This is a genomic window from Amycolatopsis sp. NPDC059235, assembly GCF_042754125.1.
Lineage (GTDB): Bacteria > Actinomycetota > Actinomycetes > Mycobacteriales > Pseudonocardiaceae > Amycolatopsis > Amycolatopsis albidoflava.
In genome coordinates, this window is record NZ_JBHZAG010000070.1 from 1 (window position 1) to 15,026 (window position 15,026).

10 protein-coding genes are annotated in these 15,026 nt (G+C 68.8%); 4 read left to right on the forward strand and 6 right to left on the reverse strand.

Translation table 11 applies throughout. From position 1 onward, the window contains the following. Positions 1-635: 635 nt before the first annotated feature. The gene (locus ACFXI3_RS34265) at positions 636-4,352 is read left to right on the forward strand and encodes an ABC transporter ATP-binding protein (protein ID WP_378405309.1); all 3,717 of its coding nucleotides are present in this window, start codon (positions 636-638) and stop codon (positions 4,350-4,352) included. 145 nt (positions 4,353-4,497) lie between these two features. On the opposite strand, the gene ACFXI3_RS34270 is transcribed toward ACFXI3_RS34265, so the two are convergent. From ACFXI3_RS34270 to ACFXI3_RS34290, 5 genes are all read right to left on the reverse strand, one after another. Continuing rightward, entirely contained in the window at positions 4,498-5,259 is a 762-nt protein-coding gene (locus ACFXI3_RS34270) for an ABC transporter permease (RefSeq protein WP_378405255.1), read from the reverse strand. Next, positions 5,256-6,026 (reverse strand): ABC transporter ATP-binding protein, encoded by a 771-nt coding sequence (locus ACFXI3_RS34275; protein ID WP_378405257.1) that lies wholly within the window; start codon positions 6,024-6,026, stop codon positions 5,256-5,258. Before ACFXI3_RS34275 ends, ACFXI3_RS34270 begins: the two co-directional genes overlap by 4 nt. After that, complete coding sequence (locus tag ACFXI3_RS34280; RefSeq protein WP_378405259.1) at positions 6,023-6,406, reverse strand: DUF1048 domain-containing protein; 384 nt, start codon at positions 6,404-6,406, stop codon at positions 6,023-6,025. Before ACFXI3_RS34280 ends, ACFXI3_RS34275 begins: the two co-directional genes overlap by 4 nt. After that, positions 6,396-6,737, reverse strand: coding sequence for a PadR family transcriptional regulator (locus tag ACFXI3_RS34285; protein WP_344270904.1), 342 nt, complete (start codon positions 6,735-6,737; stop codon positions 6,396-6,398). Before ACFXI3_RS34285 ends, ACFXI3_RS34280 begins: the two co-directional genes overlap by 11 nt. Before the next feature lie 198 nt (positions 6,738-6,935). Beyond that, a complete protein-coding gene (locus ACFXI3_RS34290; RefSeq protein ID WP_067576130.1) occupies positions 6,936-7,208 on the reverse strand; it encodes a hypothetical protein in 273 nt (90 codons plus the stop codon). 961 nt (positions 7,209-8,169) lie between these two features. Here ACFXI3_RS34290 and ACFXI3_RS34295 point away from each other — a divergent pair. Continuing rightward, entirely contained in the window at positions 8,170-11,853 is a 3,684-nt protein-coding gene (locus ACFXI3_RS34295) for a multifunctional oxoglutarate decarboxylase/oxoglutarate dehydrogenase thiamine pyrophosphate-binding subunit/dihydrolipoyllysine-residue succinyltransferase subunit (RefSeq protein ID WP_344270898.1), read from the forward strand. Positions 11,854-11,911: 58 nt separating this feature from the next. Here the strand turns inward: ACFXI3_RS34295 and ACFXI3_RS34300 are convergent, their stop codons facing one another. Then, the gene (locus tag ACFXI3_RS34300) at positions 11,912-12,367 is read right to left on the reverse strand and encodes a nitroreductase family deazaflavin-dependent oxidoreductase (RefSeq protein WP_344270895.1); all 456 of its coding nucleotides are present in this window, start codon (positions 12,365-12,367) and stop codon (positions 11,912-11,914) included. A gap of 149 nt (positions 12,368-12,516) precedes the next feature. Between ACFXI3_RS34300 and ACFXI3_RS34305 the strand changes: the two genes are divergently transcribed. Beyond that, on the forward strand, positions 12,517-13,755 hold the full coding sequence (locus ACFXI3_RS34305; RefSeq protein ID WP_378405262.1) for an FAD-dependent oxidoreductase: 1,239 nt from the start codon (positions 12,517-12,519) through the stop codon (positions 13,753-13,755). Positions 13,756-13,812: 57 nt separating this feature from the next. Continuing rightward, a complete protein-coding gene (locus ACFXI3_RS34310) occupies positions 13,813-15,021 on the forward strand; it encodes an MFS transporter (protein ID WP_378405264.1) in 1,209 nt (402 codons plus the stop codon). Positions 15,022-15,026 lie beyond the last annotated feature (5 nt).

A 15,026-nucleotide genomic window follows, 5' to 3' on the forward strand; every position in this document is an offset into this window, starting at 1 on the left:
GGTGGGCTGTTTTTTTTTTTTATATTACACTGCCCCCCCACCCCCCTGTTTAACCCCCCGTGGCTAAACAAACAAAACCCCAAAGGGGGGGGGGCCCTCAGGGACCTCGCCGCTTCTCTTGCACCACAAGTCTTTTTGTACCAACAAGACCCACCACCCAACCGCCGCCTGAGGCACCGTGGGGGTCCGGGGGGGCTCGGCCCCCCGGGTACTACGACGCCCCTTCCTCGGCGAAGCGCCGCCAGGCGCGAGCAGAGGAAGGTAAGAAGGGGCGACCCGCTCAACCAGCCTGGGGGTCACTGGGAGCGGGTCGCCGAGTACTAGCTTAAAGAACATTGGGCGGGAGCGCGCGCCCGGGGGTGGATTTCGCCGGGGTTCTTCCCGGTGACCAGGTGAACGTTCAACCTTCCGCCTTCGGCCGCCGGACCAGGCTTTCCCTGCTCCATGCGGCTTCCAGGGTCCTCGGGAACACGCTGGCGTGCCCTTCGTCACCTCTGTCTTGGGAGGGCTCGGGAGCGCGCCGGTTGTGCCCGTTTGGTCCGGGCCGGCGGTTCGCCGGGGAATAAATTGTCGGTGCCGCTCCCTAACCTTCTGATGTGACCACCACTGCGACGCCTGCGCGTCAAGACCGTCCGATTGCTGAGACGGCGCCCCGACCGGTCGGCTGGGTGCGCCGGTTGTCCGCTGCCTGCTGGGAGCATCGCGGCGTTGTCGTGCTCGCGATGACGGCGGCGATCTTGAGCGTCGGCGTGCAGGCGGCGAGTCCGTTGCTGGTGCGGTCAGCGGTGGACGACGCGGTGGCCGGGCACACGTCGCAGCTGGGCGGGCTCGCGGTGGGGCTGGTGGCGTTGCAGATCGTCGCGTTCGGCTCGGCGTTCCTGCGCCGGTATGTCGGCGGGCGGCTGGCGCTGGACGTGCAGCACGATCTGCGGAACCGGGTGTTCGGCGCGGTGTCGCGGCTGGACGGCGGGAAGCAGGACGCGTTGCGCACCGGGCAGGTGGTGTCGCGCGCGATTTCGGATTTGCAGCTGGTCACCGGGTTGCTGATGCAGGTGCCGTTGTCGGCGGGCTCGGTGATTTTCGCGGTGCTGGCGCTGGGCGCGATGCTGTGGATGTCGCCGCTGCTCACGCTCATCGCGCTGGTGGTCGCGCCCGCGGTCGGGATTGTCGTGGCGCTGAGCAGGCGGCGGTTGTTCCCGGCGACCTGGTCGGCGCAGCAGCGCGCGGCGGATGTCGCGCAGCACGTCGAGGAAACCGTCACCGGCGTGCGCGTGGTGAAGGGTTTCGGGCAGGAGGCGCGCGAGGTCGCCCGCTTGGAGCGCACGGCACGAAAGCTTTTCGCGGAACGGCTGCGCGCGGCGAAGCTGTCCGCGTTGCCGACAGCGACCACGTCGGCACTGCCTGCCGCGGGTCAGGTCGCGGTGCTGGCGATCGGCGGCATGCTGGCGTTGAACGGGCAGATCAGCCTGGGCACGTTCCTCGCGTTCGCCACGTATCTCGCGGCGTTGATCGGCCCGGCGCGGTTCCTGTCCGGCTTGGTGGTGCAGGCGCAGCTCACGCGCGCTGGCGCGGAGCGGGTGTACGAGCTGATCGACGCGCAGCCGGAGGTCGCCGACAGCCCCGACGCGCGGCCGTTGCCGCCCGGCACGCTGGGCGTGGAACTGGACGACGTGAAGTTCGGCTACACCCGCAGCGACCCAGTCCTCGACGGGCTCACCCTCGAAGCGCGCCCCGGCGAAACGCTCGCGCTGGTGGGCACGGCGGGGTCGGGCAAGTCCACGATTTCCATGCTGCTGCCCCGGTTTTACGACGTGCATTCGGGTTCGGTGCGGGTCGGTGGGCTGGACGTGCGCGACGTGCCGCTGAAAGACCTGCGGCAGGCGATCGGCGTGGTCTTCGAGGAAGCGTTCCTGTTCTCCACGTCGGTGCGCGACAACATCGCTTACGGCCGCCCGGACGCGAGCGACGAGGAGGTCTTCGCGGCCGCCCGCGCGGCGGAAGCAGACGAGTTCATCCGCGCGCTGCCCGACGGGTACGCCACCGAGGTCGGCGAACGCGGGCTCACGCTGTCCGGCGGGCAGCGGCAACGGCTCGGGCTCGCCCGGGCACTGCTCACCGACCCGCGCGTACTGATCCTGGACGACGCGACGTCGGCGATCGACACCGTCACCGAAGCCGCGATCCACGACACGCTGCGCGCAGTCACCGCCGAGCGCACCACGCTGCTCATCGCGCACCGGCGCTCCACGCTGCAACTGGCGGACCGGATCGCGGTGATGGACCAGGGCCGAGTGGTCGACGTCGGCACCGAGGAAGAGCTGCTGGCGCGGTGCGCGCTGTTCCGCGAACTGGTCGCCGGTCCGGGCGACGACGTCGAAAAACCGCACCGCTGCGACAACCTTGAGCCCGGCGCGGACGGCACCACCGCGGTCCTGTGGCCACACGACGAACGCGACGAGGTCGACGCTCTCGCCGAAGCCGCCCAGTCCCGCGGCGGTGCCCCAGGCGGCGGAAGCGGGTTCGCGGGCAGCGGCGGTGCCGACGTGCCACCTACCCCAGAGCTGCTGGAAGGCGTCCGCCGTCTTCCCCCGGCTACTGACCGCCCGCGACTGTCCGATGTGGACGTCACAGCCCCCGATCCCGGCTTCCGGCTGTCCCGGATCCTGCGTCCGGTGCGGTGGCCGCTCGCCGGAGTCGTCGGCCTGGTCGCGGCCGACGCGCTGGCCTCGCTCGCGCTGCCCGCGCTGTATCAACGCGGAGTCGACCACGGCGTACTGCCCGGGGTAGCGAGCGTCGTGTGGCTGCTGGCCGGAATCGGCGCACTCGTGGTGGCCGCCGACTGGTTCGTGGTGCGGTGGCAGACGCGGCTCACCGCGCGCGTCGGCGAGACGGTGCTGTACTCGCTGCGCGTGCGCAGTTACGCACACCTGCAACGGCTTGGGCTGGACTATTACGAGCGCGAACTGTCCGGGAAGATCATGACCCGGATGACGACGGACGTCGACGCGCTGTCTACGTTCCTGCAGACCGGCCTAGCCACCGCGGTCGTCAGCGCACTCACCTTGGTAGGCATCACGGTCGCCCTCCTGGTCACCGATGCCGCCCTGGCCGTGTACGCGCTGGCCATGCTGCCGATCCTGCTCGTCGCGACGTTCGTGTTCCGTCGGGTCGCTTCGCGCGCGTACAGCGAGGCGCGCGAGAAGGTGAGCGTCGTCAACGCGGACATGCAGGAGAACGTCAGCGGTCTGCGCGTCGCTCAGGCGTACACGCGCGAAGAACGTTCGGCGGCAGTGTTCGCGTCGCGCAGTGACGACTACCGGCGATCGCGGCTGCGCGCGCAGCGGTACATCGCGACGTACTTCCCGCTTGTCTCGCTGCTGTCGGATCTGGCGACCACCACGGTGCTGGTCGTCGGCGCACACCGCGTCGCCGGCGGCACTCTCGAAGCCGGTGTGCTGCTCGGATTCTTGCTGTACCTGCAGCAATTCTTCTCGCCGATCCAGCAACTCTCGTCGGTCTTCGACGGCTACCAACAGGCCCGCGTCGGCCTGAGCCGCATCGGCGACCTGCTGCGCACGCCGACGTCGGTGCCCGCCGCCGAGCGGCCGGTCGAACTGCCGAAGCACCTGTCCGGCGAAGTACGGTTCAAGGACGTCGATTTCGCTTACACCGGTACGGAAAAGCCTGCGTTGGAGAACCTGACGCTCGATGTCGCAGCAGGCGAAACCGTCGCACTGGTCGGCGCGACCGGCGCGGGCAAGTCCACCGCGGTGAAGCTGGTCGCGCGCTACTACGACGCCACCGGCGGCGCGGTGTTGATCGACGGCGTCGACGTACGCGAATACGACCTGCCCGCACTGCGCGCCCGGATGGGCGTGGTGCCGCAGGAAGCCCACCTGTTCTCCGGCACCGTCGCGGACAACGTGCGCTACGGCCGCCCCGAAGCCACCGACGCGGAAGTCGAAGCCGCCGTCCGCTCAGTCGGCGCCTTGGACGGCGTAGCCGCGCTACCCGCCGGCTTCCGGCAACCAGTAGGCGAACGCGGCCGCTCGCTGTCCGCCGGGCAGCGGCAGCTCGTCGCACTGGCCCGAGCCGAACTGGTCGACCCGGACGTTCTCCTGCTGGACGAAGCCACCGCTGCCCTTGACCCAGCGACCGAAGCCACCGTGCTGCGAGCCACCGAACACCTCGCCCGCCGCCGCACCACCTTCGTAGTCGCCCACCGCCTGGCAACCGCCGCGAAGGCCGACCGAATCGTGGTGCTAGACCACGGCCGCATCGTCGAGCAGGGCACGCACACGGAGTTGGTCGCAGCGGACGGCCACTACGCACGGTTGTGGGCACTGGGGTGAGTCAGGCGATCTTGCGGCGACAGATCCCGTTGGCGCGCAACCCTGTCGCCACGCTCCCGACACACCACCGCATCGCCAGCGAACACGCCCACCGGACCAGCCGCGCCCGGCAGGCACTACCCGCGACCGCGAGCACCGGACTGCATCAAGAAATCTTCCGGCGATAAATCACATTCGCGAACACATACGCCACCACCAAAATCCCCACGCACCAAGCAAGCGCGGTCCAGATCCCGCTCCCCACCGGACGCTCCGCGAACAGGTCCCGGATGGTGTTCACGATCGACGTCACCGGCTGGTGTTCGGCGAACGCGCGCACCGGTCCCGGCATCGTGCCGGTGGGCACGAAGGCCGAACTCACGAACGGCAGGAAGATGAGCGGGTACGAAAAAGCACTCGCGCCGTCCGCGGATTTGGCGGTCAGCCCGGGGATCACCGCGATCCAGGTCAGCGCCAGGGTGAACAGCACGACGATCCCGAGCACCGCGAGCCAAGCCAGCGGGCCCGCGCTGGTGCGGAAGCCCATCGCGAACGCGACGAGCACCACGACCGCGACCGAGATCAGGTTCGCGATCACCGACGTCAGCACGTGCGCCCACAGCACCGCCGAGCGCGCGATCGGCATGGACTGGAAGCGTTCGAAGATGCCGCCCTTCAGGTCCAGGAAGAGCCGGAACGCGGTGTAGGCGATCCCGGACGCGATGGTGATCAGGAGGATTCCGGGCAGCAGGTAGGTCACATACGACTCGGAGCCGGAATTGATCGCGCCGCCGAGGACGTAGGTGAAGAGCAGCAGCATGACGATCGGTGTGATCGTCGTGGTGATGATCGTGTCGAGGCTGCGGGTGATGTGCCGCAGCGACCGTCCTAACAGGACCGAACTGTCGCTGACGAAGTGGTTGCTCATTGCCCTTCCCCCCTGCTTCCGGCGCCGACGAGGGAAAAGAAGACGTCCTCCAGCGTCGGCTGCTTCTCGACGTACTCGACCTTGGCCGGCGGAAGCAGCTGCTTGAGCTCGGCGAGCGTGCCGTTCACGAGCACCCGCCCCTCGTGCAGGATCGCGATCCGGTCGGCGAGGTGTTCGGCCTCGTCCAGATACTGCGTGGTGAGCAGCACCGTCGCCCCCTGCTCGGCGAGCTCCTCCACCGCTTTCCAGACGTCGTTGCGCGCCTGCGGATCGAGCCCGGTCGTCGGCTCGTCGAGGAAAATGACCTGCGGGTCCCCGATCAGGCTCATCGCGATGTCGAGACGGCGACGCATACCCCCCGAATACGTCGACACCTTCCGCGCCCCGGCACCAGTCAGCGCGAACCGCTCCAGCAGCCCGTCCGCGATCCCGCCCGGGTTCTTGAGATGCCGCAGCCTGGCGACCAGCACCAGATTCTCGCGCCCGGTAAGGATTTCGTCGACCGCCGCGAACTGCCCGGTGAGACTGATCGACTCGCGCACGTCCGCGCCCTGGCCGGCGACCGCGAACCCGTTCACCTCCGCCTCCCCCGCGTCGGCCTTGAGCAGCGTGGACAAAATCCGCACGACCGTGGTCTTGCCCGCCCCGTTCGACCCGAGCAACGCGAAAATACTGCCTCGCGCCACCTCGAAATCGACCCCGCGCAGCACCTCCAATTTCCCGTACGACTTGCGCAGCCCCCGTACCCGAATCGCCGGCGCCGTCATCGCGCACCCCCGGCCGCACGGTCAATCGATTCGCTCAGCTTTTTCCGCTCCCGGGAAATCCAGCTCCCGTCGGGATAACTCCGGAGAAACTCCTCTGCGAACTCGACCGGCTCGTCGCCGACGATCCCCCGGACGGTCGTCCCGTTCGCCACACTCTGCTCGAACAGGTCGATGAGATCATCCAGCATCCGCAGGTGACCCTCCGCCGTCCCCGGCCCGAAGTACTGCACGTACCGGTGCAACGCCTTGATCGCCGTCCGATAGTCCGGCGGCAGCTCCTCGACGCGCGCCTTGTAGCGCCGGTACCGCTTCTTGTCCTCCAGCGGACCGGTGACCACTTCCAGATAATGCAGATACCTGCTTTTTCCTTCATTCCCCATGATCGATTCCCTCCTTGCGCAGCTGTTCGAGCCGGTCCGAGAGAAACCGCCAGTTCCGCCAGAATTCGTCAAGACTCGCCCTCCCCGGGGCGTTCAGCGAATAAACCTTCCTCGGCGGCCCTTTCTCGGACGGCACTTTTTCGACGTCGACGAGCCCGCGTTGCTCGATCCGCACGAGCAGCGCGTAAACGGTGCCCTCGGCGAGATCGGTGAACCCCCGTTCGCGCAACCAGGAGGTGATCTCGTACCCGTAAGCGGGCTGCCCGGCAAGAATCGCGAGGACGATGCCCTCCAAGGTCCCCTTGAGCATCTCCGTCGCCTGCTTGCCCATCGAACGCCCTTCAGCTAGTCAGTGACGCTGAGTACCAGTAGATAGTAACACTGACTACCGGCGACAGGGAGGGCATTCCGGGACCGCCGCGAGAAGGCGCGCCAAACGGGCCCAGGCGACGGGGCTAGGCCCAAGGACGAGACAGGCAGGACAGCTTCAGAGAGACCGCGAGGCCAGGGCAGCTCGGAGACCGCGGGGTCAGGGCAGTTCGCGCCACCGGAGGTCGCCCCAGCCGGCGGAGGCGACATCGGCCAGCTCGGCCCAGCGAGTCGTCCCGGGACGAACGTGCGTGTCCGAGCCGATCGACCACTCGGGCGCCTCCGGCTCGACGTGCTCGAACTCGTCGATGCCGGACGGGGTGCGCCACACCGCGGTGCAGGAATCGCACATCAGCACGACCTTGCCGTGCTCGGTGACGAGCGGGCGAATCAAGCCCTGGTCCCAGAACGACGGACATTCGACCAGCCACATCGCGTCATCACCGCCTCGCGCCTCGAAAACCGCTGCGCCCGGGGGAGGCCGCAGCCTTTCGACAGCACAACACCGCACAGTGAACGACCCGCTACGCAAACCCCAACTCGGCCGGAACAGGCGCGGACGACCGCGCACCGCCGCGCCAGGACCCGCATCGGACGCCCGCTTCGGGGCCCCGCGAGCACCGCGACGGCCGACGCACAGCACGGCGCGGACCACGCCGAAGCCTCCGCCACGACGTGCCGCCCGGCTTCGCCGCAACCCCGCACCAGTCGCCAGTCCGCACCCGCCGCCAGTCCGCACCCGCCGCCAGTCCTCACCAGTCGCGAGCCTGCAGCAGCCGCCAGTTCGCAGCACCGCCGACCTGCACCAGCCGCCAACCCGCGCCAGCCGCCAGCCCGCACCAGCCGCCGCCCGCACCAGCCGCCAGCCCTCACCAGCCGCCAGTCCGCAGCAGCCGCCAGTTCGCACCAGCCGCAAACCCGCACCCGCCGCGACCCCGAACCCTCCGCCAGCCCGCGCCAGCCGCCCGTCCGCACCAGCCGCCAACCCGGCTCAGGCCCGGCCACGAGCTCACCAGCAAGGCGCCCACCCGTCGCGCAACGGGCCGCGCACCAGGTCCCAAGCCAGCCGACCTGCGCGAAACCAGGCGCACGTGGTCCGGACCAACCCGGACCACAACCGCCCGCCCCGCCGCATCCAGCCGGGCGGGCTGTGACACCGGGCACGCGCTGTGTCCGGGATCACCCCAAACCGGCCGAGGTGACGGCATTCGGCCCTTGCGACGCGTACGGTGGTCCCTGCTGTCTGTCAGGCTGGGCCTCTCAACCGATCCAGACAATGACCTGTCTCACGAGCGTCCAGGTGGCGTGTTTCGGGCCACCGGCAGGGGACTAGCCTGGCGGTCAGCAGATGCTTGTGATATCGGATCGAGAATGGATAGAGGCGAGAGCCAGCCGTGGCCAGCAGCAGTCCCGCATCGCAGTTCGGTGCCAATGAGTGGCTCGTCGAAGAAATGTACGAGCGGTTTCTCGCGGACCCCCAGTCGGTAGACGCCGCCTGGCACGATTTCTTCGCCGACTACAAGCCCACTCCAGGCGGCAACGGCACGCAAGCGGGAGGGAACGGAGAGGTCAAGGCCTCCGCGCCGGCCCCCGCCGCCAAGCCCGCCCCGTCCGCCAAGACCCCGGCCGCCCCGCCGGCCAGCGCCCCCGCGGCCAAGGCTCCGGCGGCGAAGGCCCCGGCCGCCAAGCCCGCCCCGGCGGCGAAGCCCGCGGCGGCCGCTCCGGCAGCCAAGTCCGCGCCGGAATCCAAGCAGCTGCGCGGCGCCGCCGCGGCGATCGCCAAGAACATGGACGCCTCGCTCGCCGTGCCGACCGCGACCAGCGTGCGCGCGGTCCCGGCGAAGCTGATGGCGGACAACCGCATCGTCATCAACAACCACCTCAAGCGCACCCGCGGCGGCAAGATCTCCTTCACGCACCTCATCGGCTACGCCATGGTGCGGGCGCTGAAGGACTTCCCGAACATGAACCGGCACTACCAGCTGATCGACGGGAAGCCGTTCGCGATCACGCCGGAGCACGTGAACTTCGGCCTTGCCATCGACATGAAGGGCAAGGACGACTCCCGCACGCTCGTCGTGGCCTCCATCAAGGCCACCGAGAACATGACGTTCATGCAGTTCTGGCAGGCCTACGAGGAGATCGTCAAGAAGGCCCGCACGAACAAGCTCACCGCGGACGACTTCGCGGGCACCACCATCTCGCTCACCAACCCGGGCGGCATCGGCACGAACCACTCGGTGCCGCGGCTGCAGGCGGGCCAGGGCGCGATCATCGGCGTCGGCGCGATGCAGTACCCGGCGTCGTTCGAGGGCACCAGTGAGAAGACCCTGGTCGACCTCGCGGTCAGCAAGATCATGACGCTGACCTCGACTTATGACCACCGCATCATCCAGGGCGCGGAGTCCGGCGAGTTCCTGAAGCGCATTCACGAACTGCTGCTCGGCGAGGACGGCTTCTACGACGACGTCTTCACCAGCCTGCGGCTGCCGTACGAGCCGATCCGCTGGGTCGCCGACATCCCGGACGGCCCGGTCGACAAGACCGCGCGCGTCATGGAGCTGATCGAGGCGTTCCGGATGCGCGGCCACCTGATGGCCGACACCGACCCGCTGAACTACCGCCAGCGCAGCCACCACGACCTGGACGTGCTCAGCCACGGCCTGACCCTGTGGGACCTGGACCGCGAGTTCGCGGTCGGCGACTTCTCCAGCCGCGAGCGGATGAAGCTGCGCGACATCCTCGGCGTGCTGCGCGACTCCTACTGCCGCACGGTCGGCGTGGAGTACACGCACATCCTCGACCCCGAGGAGCGCGGCTGGATCCAGGAGCGCGTCGAGGTCCGGCACAGCAAGCCGGAGCCGTCCGCGCAGAAGTACATCCTGTCGAAGCTCAACGCCGCCGAGGCGTTCGAGACCTTCCTGCAGACCAAGTACGTCGGCCAGAAGCGGTTCTCGCTGGAAGGCGGCGAGACCGCGATCCCGCTGCTGGACACCATCCTGGACAAGGCCGCCGAGCACGAACTCGACGAGGTCGTCATCGGCATGCCGCACCGCGGCCGGCTGAACGTGCTGGCGAACATCGTCGGCAAGCCGATCAGCCAGATCTTCCAGGAGTTCGAGGGCAACCTCGACCCGGGACAGGCGCACGGCTCCGGCGACGTGAAGTACCACCTCGGGGCCGAGGGCAAGTACTTCCGGATGTTCGGCGACGGCGAGACCCGGGTGTCGCTGGCGTCCAACCCGTCGCACCTGGAGACCGTCGACCCGGTGCTCGAGGGCATCGTCCGCGCCAAGCAGGACGTCCTCGACAAGGGCGGCGAGGGCTACACCGTGCTGCCGGTGCTGATGCACGGCGACGCGGCCTTCGCGGGCCAGGGCGTCGTGGCCGAGACCCTGAACCTGGCGCTGCTGCGCGGCTACCGCACCGGCGGCACCGTGCACGTCGTCGTCAACAACCAGGTCGGCTTCACCACCGCGCCGGAGCACTCGCGGTCCAGCCAGTACGCCACCGACGTCGCGAAGATGATCGGCGCGCCGGTCTTCCACGTGAACGGCGACGACCCCGAAGCCGCGCACTGGGTCGCGAAGCTGGCGGTCGACTACCGCCAGGCGTTCCACAAGGACGTCGTGATCGACCTGGTCTGCTACCGCCGCCGCGGCCACAACGAGGGCGACGACCCCTCGATGACGCAGCCGGCGATGTACGACATCATCGATTCCAAGCGTTCGGTCCGGAAGACCTACACCGAATCGCTGATCGGCCGGGGCGACATCTCCGTCGAAGAGGCCGAGGCCGCGCTGCGCGACTTCTCGAGCCAGCTCGAGCATGTCTTCAACGAGGTCCGCGAACTCGAGCGGCACCCGGCGAAGGCGAGCCCGTCGGTCGAGGGCGAGCAGCAGATCCCGGCGAAGGTCACCACCGCCGTGTCGCGCGAGGTCGTCGAGCAGATCGGCGACGCGTTCGTCAACCTGCCCGAGGGCTTCACCCCGCACCCGCGGGTCAAGCCGGTCATGGAGCGCCGCCACAAGATGTCCCGCGAAGGCGGCATCGACTGGGCGTTCGGCGAACTGCTCGCGTTCGGGTCGCTGGCGCTGGAAGGCCGTCTCGTGCGGCTGTCCGGCCAGGACTCCCGCCGCGGCACCTTCACCCAGCGGCACTCGGTGTTCATCGACCGCAAGAACGGCCAGGAGTACTCGCCGCTGCAGCACCTGGCCGACGGCCAGGGCCGCGTGATGATCTACGACTCGGCGCTGTCGGAGTACGCGGCGGTCGGCTTCGAGTACGGCTACTCGGTGGCGAACTCCGAGGCGCTGGTGATGTGGGAAGCGCAGTTCGGCGACTTCGTCAACGGCGCGCAGACCGTGATCGACGAGTACATCTCCTCCGGCGAGGCCAAGTGGGGCCAGCGCTCGGACGTCGTGCTGCTGCTGCCGCACGGCCACGAGGGCCAGGGCCCGGACCACACGTCCGGCCGGATCGAGCGGTTCATGGCGCTGTGCGCGGAAGCGTCGATGACCGTCGCGGTGCCCTCCACCCCGGCGAACTACTTCCACCTGCTGCGCCGCCACGCCCTCGACGGCATCCAGCGTCCGCTGATCGTCTTCACCCCGAAGTCGATGCTGCGGAACAAGGCGGCCACGTCGACGGTCGAGGACGTCACCGGCCAGAGCCGGTTCATGTCGGTCATCGACGACGCGACGCAGGACCCGGCGAAGGTCCGCAAGGTGCTGCTCACCTCGGGCAAGCTCTACTGGGAGCTGGTGGCCGAACGCGAGAAGCGCGGCGCGGACGACGTCGCGATCGTGCGGATCGAGCAGTACTACCCGCTGCCGAAGAAGAAGCTGCTGGCCGCGGTGGAGCGCTACACGAACGCCCAGCAGATCGCGTGGGTCCAGGAGGAGCCGGAAAACCAGGGCGCGTGGCCGTTCTTCGGCCTCAACCTGCCCCGGAAGTTCCCGGAGTTCTTCGGTGGGCTCGACGTGGTCGCACGGCGTCCGATGGCCGCCCCGTCGGCCGGTTCGTCGAAGGTGCACGAGGTCGAGCAGAAGGCGTTGATCGCCAAGGCGTTCGACTGATTTTCGCTTGCTCCGAAGGCCGCCGCGGGATCCGTTCCCGCGGCGGCCTTCGCCGTTGTCAGGCGGGTTCCACCCGGAACACCGCGATCCTCCCCGCAGCCGCGGCCGCCGCGACCCCGTCCGGCGTCGGCGACTCCGCCAACCCAGTCGTCACGTAACGCTTCCCCACACTCGCCGGTCCGCCCGCCACGACCTCGCGCAGCACCGGCCCCCGCTCCCCGACCGGCAGCTCCACGAACCGCACCCGCCGCGACCGACGCCCGCGAGACAACGTCCCGGCCCCGGCCGCCCGCACATTCGCCACCCACGCCGCCTTCGGGAACGCCTGGATCAGGTACTGCTCGCCCTGAACTTTCAATACCGCCAACGGAAACGTCCGCGGCTCGCCGCTGCGCCGCCCGGGGACGGTGAGCAGCTCCATCGGCCCGAACGCGAGCCCCGCGCGCTGCAGGGCAGTGATGACCCGGTTGATCGTGTTGACCTTGCGCCGGTATCCGGCTGCCTTGGTGTCCATGGCTTCGAGCGTACGCCAACTTGTATGAGTTTCATACTTTCTCTAATTCGTAGCTATACCTTCCGGTTATGCCCGGGGTGCCGTAAAGGCAGTGGCGACGCTCCGGCCGGACCAAGTTGACTGGTTGACAAACACCGAGGAGGACCGAAGTGCACTACGACGTCGTCGTAGTCGGAGGCGGTGCTGGGGGTATCGCCTCCGCGGCCGGGGCGGCGCGGACCGGGGCGCGGGTGCTGCTGGTCGAGCAGTACCCGTACCTTGGCGGCGCGGCGACGATCAGTTCCGTGCTGACCCTGTGCGGTTTCTTCGACCAGACCGGCGAGCAGGTCGTCGCGGGCGTCGGCGAGGAGGTGCTGCGGCGGCTGCGCCGGCGCGGCGCCTACGAAGAAAAGACGATGGGCTGGACCGGCAACAAGATCGTCCTGCTCGACCTGGAGACCACCAAACTGGTCTACGACGAGCTGGCCGCCGACGCCGGCGTGGACGTCCTCCTGCACACCAAGCTCATCGGCGCGAAGCGGACGCACGGCGTCGTCACCGAGGTCGAACTGCACCACCGCGGCGGCCTGGAACGCGTCACCGCCGGCGCGTTCATCGACGCCAGCGGCGACGGCGCACTCCTGGCCGCCGCTGGAGCCGCCGTCCGCGTCGCGCCGCTGAGCGACCGGCAGACCAGCACGCTCGTCTGCCGATTCTCCGGCGTTCCCGAAGACGCCGACCTTTCGCGCGAGGGCCTGCGCGCCGCAGTCGCCGCGTACCAACGAGAAACCGGCATCCGGCTGCCTCGCGACTACGGCATCGCCGTGCATCTTCCCTTGACCCGCAACGTAATCGCGCTGCTCGTGGACGAACACACCGACGTCCTGGACGCCGCCGCGCTAAGCCGCGACGAAGCCAACGCGCGACGGCAGGCATGGCAATACCTGGACGCCCTGCGCAAACACCTGGCCGGCTGGTCGTCGGCCCGCCTCGAGGAAACCGGGCCACAGCTGGGCATCCGCGAAGGCCGTCACCTGGTCGGCCGCGAACAACTCACCGGCCGCGACGTCCTGACCGCTCGCAAGCGTCCGGACGCGTCCATCGGCCGCTGCGGCTGGCCGATCGAAGACCACGCGGGCCCGGGCGTCACCCGCTACGAACCGATCGCCGACCGAGGCTGGTACGACCTCCCCTACGGCGCGATCTGCTCCGCCGACACCGCGAACCTCTGGGCCGTCGGCCGCCTGACCAGCTCCGACGACGACGCGTACGCCTCCGTCCGAGTCATGGGCACCGCCTTCGCGACCGGCCACGCGGCGGGAATCGCCGCCGCACAGTACATCGACGGCCGAGCCCACGACGTCCGCGCGATCCGCGCCGAACTGCACCGCCAAGACGCGGTGGCTTGACCCGTCGACCCGGTAACGAGAACCTTCCCTGATCGTCCCCAGGCCGAAGGAGCCCCCATGCCGAGCCGCTATCGCTGGGTCGTCCTGCTGCTCTGCTGGGCAGTGTTCACGATGACCTCGGTAGACCGGTCGACGTGGGGCCCGGCGTCGTCGGCGGTCAGCGATTCGCTCGGCGTCCCGCTGGCCGCGCTCGGGATCTTCGCCACCTGCTACTACATCGGCTACGTCATCTCCAACACCGCGGGCGGCTTCCTCTCCGATTGGCTGGGCAGCCGCGCCATCCTCGGCATCAGTTCCCTGGTCGCGGGCGTCCTGATGGTGGGGTTCGGCTCAACCACCTCGATTGCCTGGGGCCTGGTCCTGCAAGCTCTGCTCGGCCTCTTCGCCGGGGTCGACTTCTCCGCCGGGCTCAAGCTGATCACCACCTGGTTCCGCCCGGACGAGCACGGCCTGGCGAGCGGCATCTTCATGACCGCGACGTCGCTGGGCACCGTCGTAGCGAACGCCGTCGTCCCCACCCTGGTGAAGAACAGCGGCTGGCCAGTGTCGTACCACCTTTTCGGCGGAGTCACCGTCGTGCTCGGCCTGCTGTGCCTGGCCTTCATCCGCAACGGCACCCCCTCGACGGACCGCCGCACCCTGCCGAACCCACGCCCGCTTTTCCGCAACCGCGACCTGCTGCTGCTGGGTTTGGCCGGTTTCGGCGGCCTGTGGGGCACCTACGGTTTTGTCACGTGGTCCAACACCCTGATGATCCGAGGCGAACACATCGACCCCGTGCGGGCGGGCGTAGTCCTGGTGATCTTCTCCGGGACGGCGGTGGTCATCAAACCGCTGATCGGCTGGCTCACCGACAAAATCGGCCTGGGCAGGCGAATCCCCATCATCGCGGTCCTCATCCTCTTCGGCGCGGCGCTGTTGGTCTTCGGTTCTCTGAACAGCTACGGCGCTTTCCTTGTCGTGGCCCCGATTCTCGGCATCGGCGCCTACGCGTACAGCCCCCTGACCGCCGCCATGATCCCCGCCCTGACCGGCCCCCGCCTAGCCGGTTCCGCCGCCGGTGCCGTGAACGCCTTCTGGCAGCTGGGCAGCGTAATCGTGCCCGCGGTGGTGGGCCCGGTCTTCCACGCGACCGGCTCGTTCTACGCGGCTTTCCTCACCCTGGCCGCCGGACCGCTCGTGGGAGCGGCGGTTCTGCTTTTCATGCGCGACGACCGTCCAGCCCTGAAATCAATTTCCGCGCAGCCCGCCGCTCAGGGAGACTGAACGGC

Excerpts from the sequence above, each read along its gene's own strand:
- ACFXI3_RS34270 (WP_378405255.1), bottom strand. The coding sequence starts at position 5,259 with ATGAGCAACCACTTCGTCAGCGACAGTTCGGTCCTGTTAGGACGGTCG.
- ACFXI3_RS34275 (WP_378405257.1), bottom strand. The coding sequence starts at position 6,026 with ATGACGGCGCCGGCGATTCGGGTACGGGGGCTGCGCAAGTCGTACGGG.
- ACFXI3_RS34280 (WP_378405259.1), bottom strand. The coding sequence starts at position 6,406 with ATGGGGAATGAAGGAAAAAGCAGGTATCTGCATTATCTGGAAGTGGTC.
- ACFXI3_RS34285 (WP_344270904.1), bottom strand. The coding sequence starts at position 6,737 with ATGGGCAAGCAGGCGACGGAGATGCTCAAGGGGACCTTGGAGGGCATC.
- ACFXI3_RS34290 (WP_067576130.1), bottom strand. The coding sequence starts at position 7,208 with ATGTGGCTGGTCGAATGTCCGTCGTTCTGGGACCAGGGCTTGATTCGC.
- ACFXI3_RS34300 (WP_344270895.1), bottom strand. The coding sequence starts at position 12,367 with ATGGACACCAAGGCAGCCGGATACCGGCGCAAGGTCAACACGATCAAC.
- ACFXI3_RS34310 (WP_378405264.1), top strand. The coding sequence starts at position 13,813 with ATGCCGAGCCGCTATCGCTGGGTCGTCCTGCTGCTCTGCTGGGCAGTG.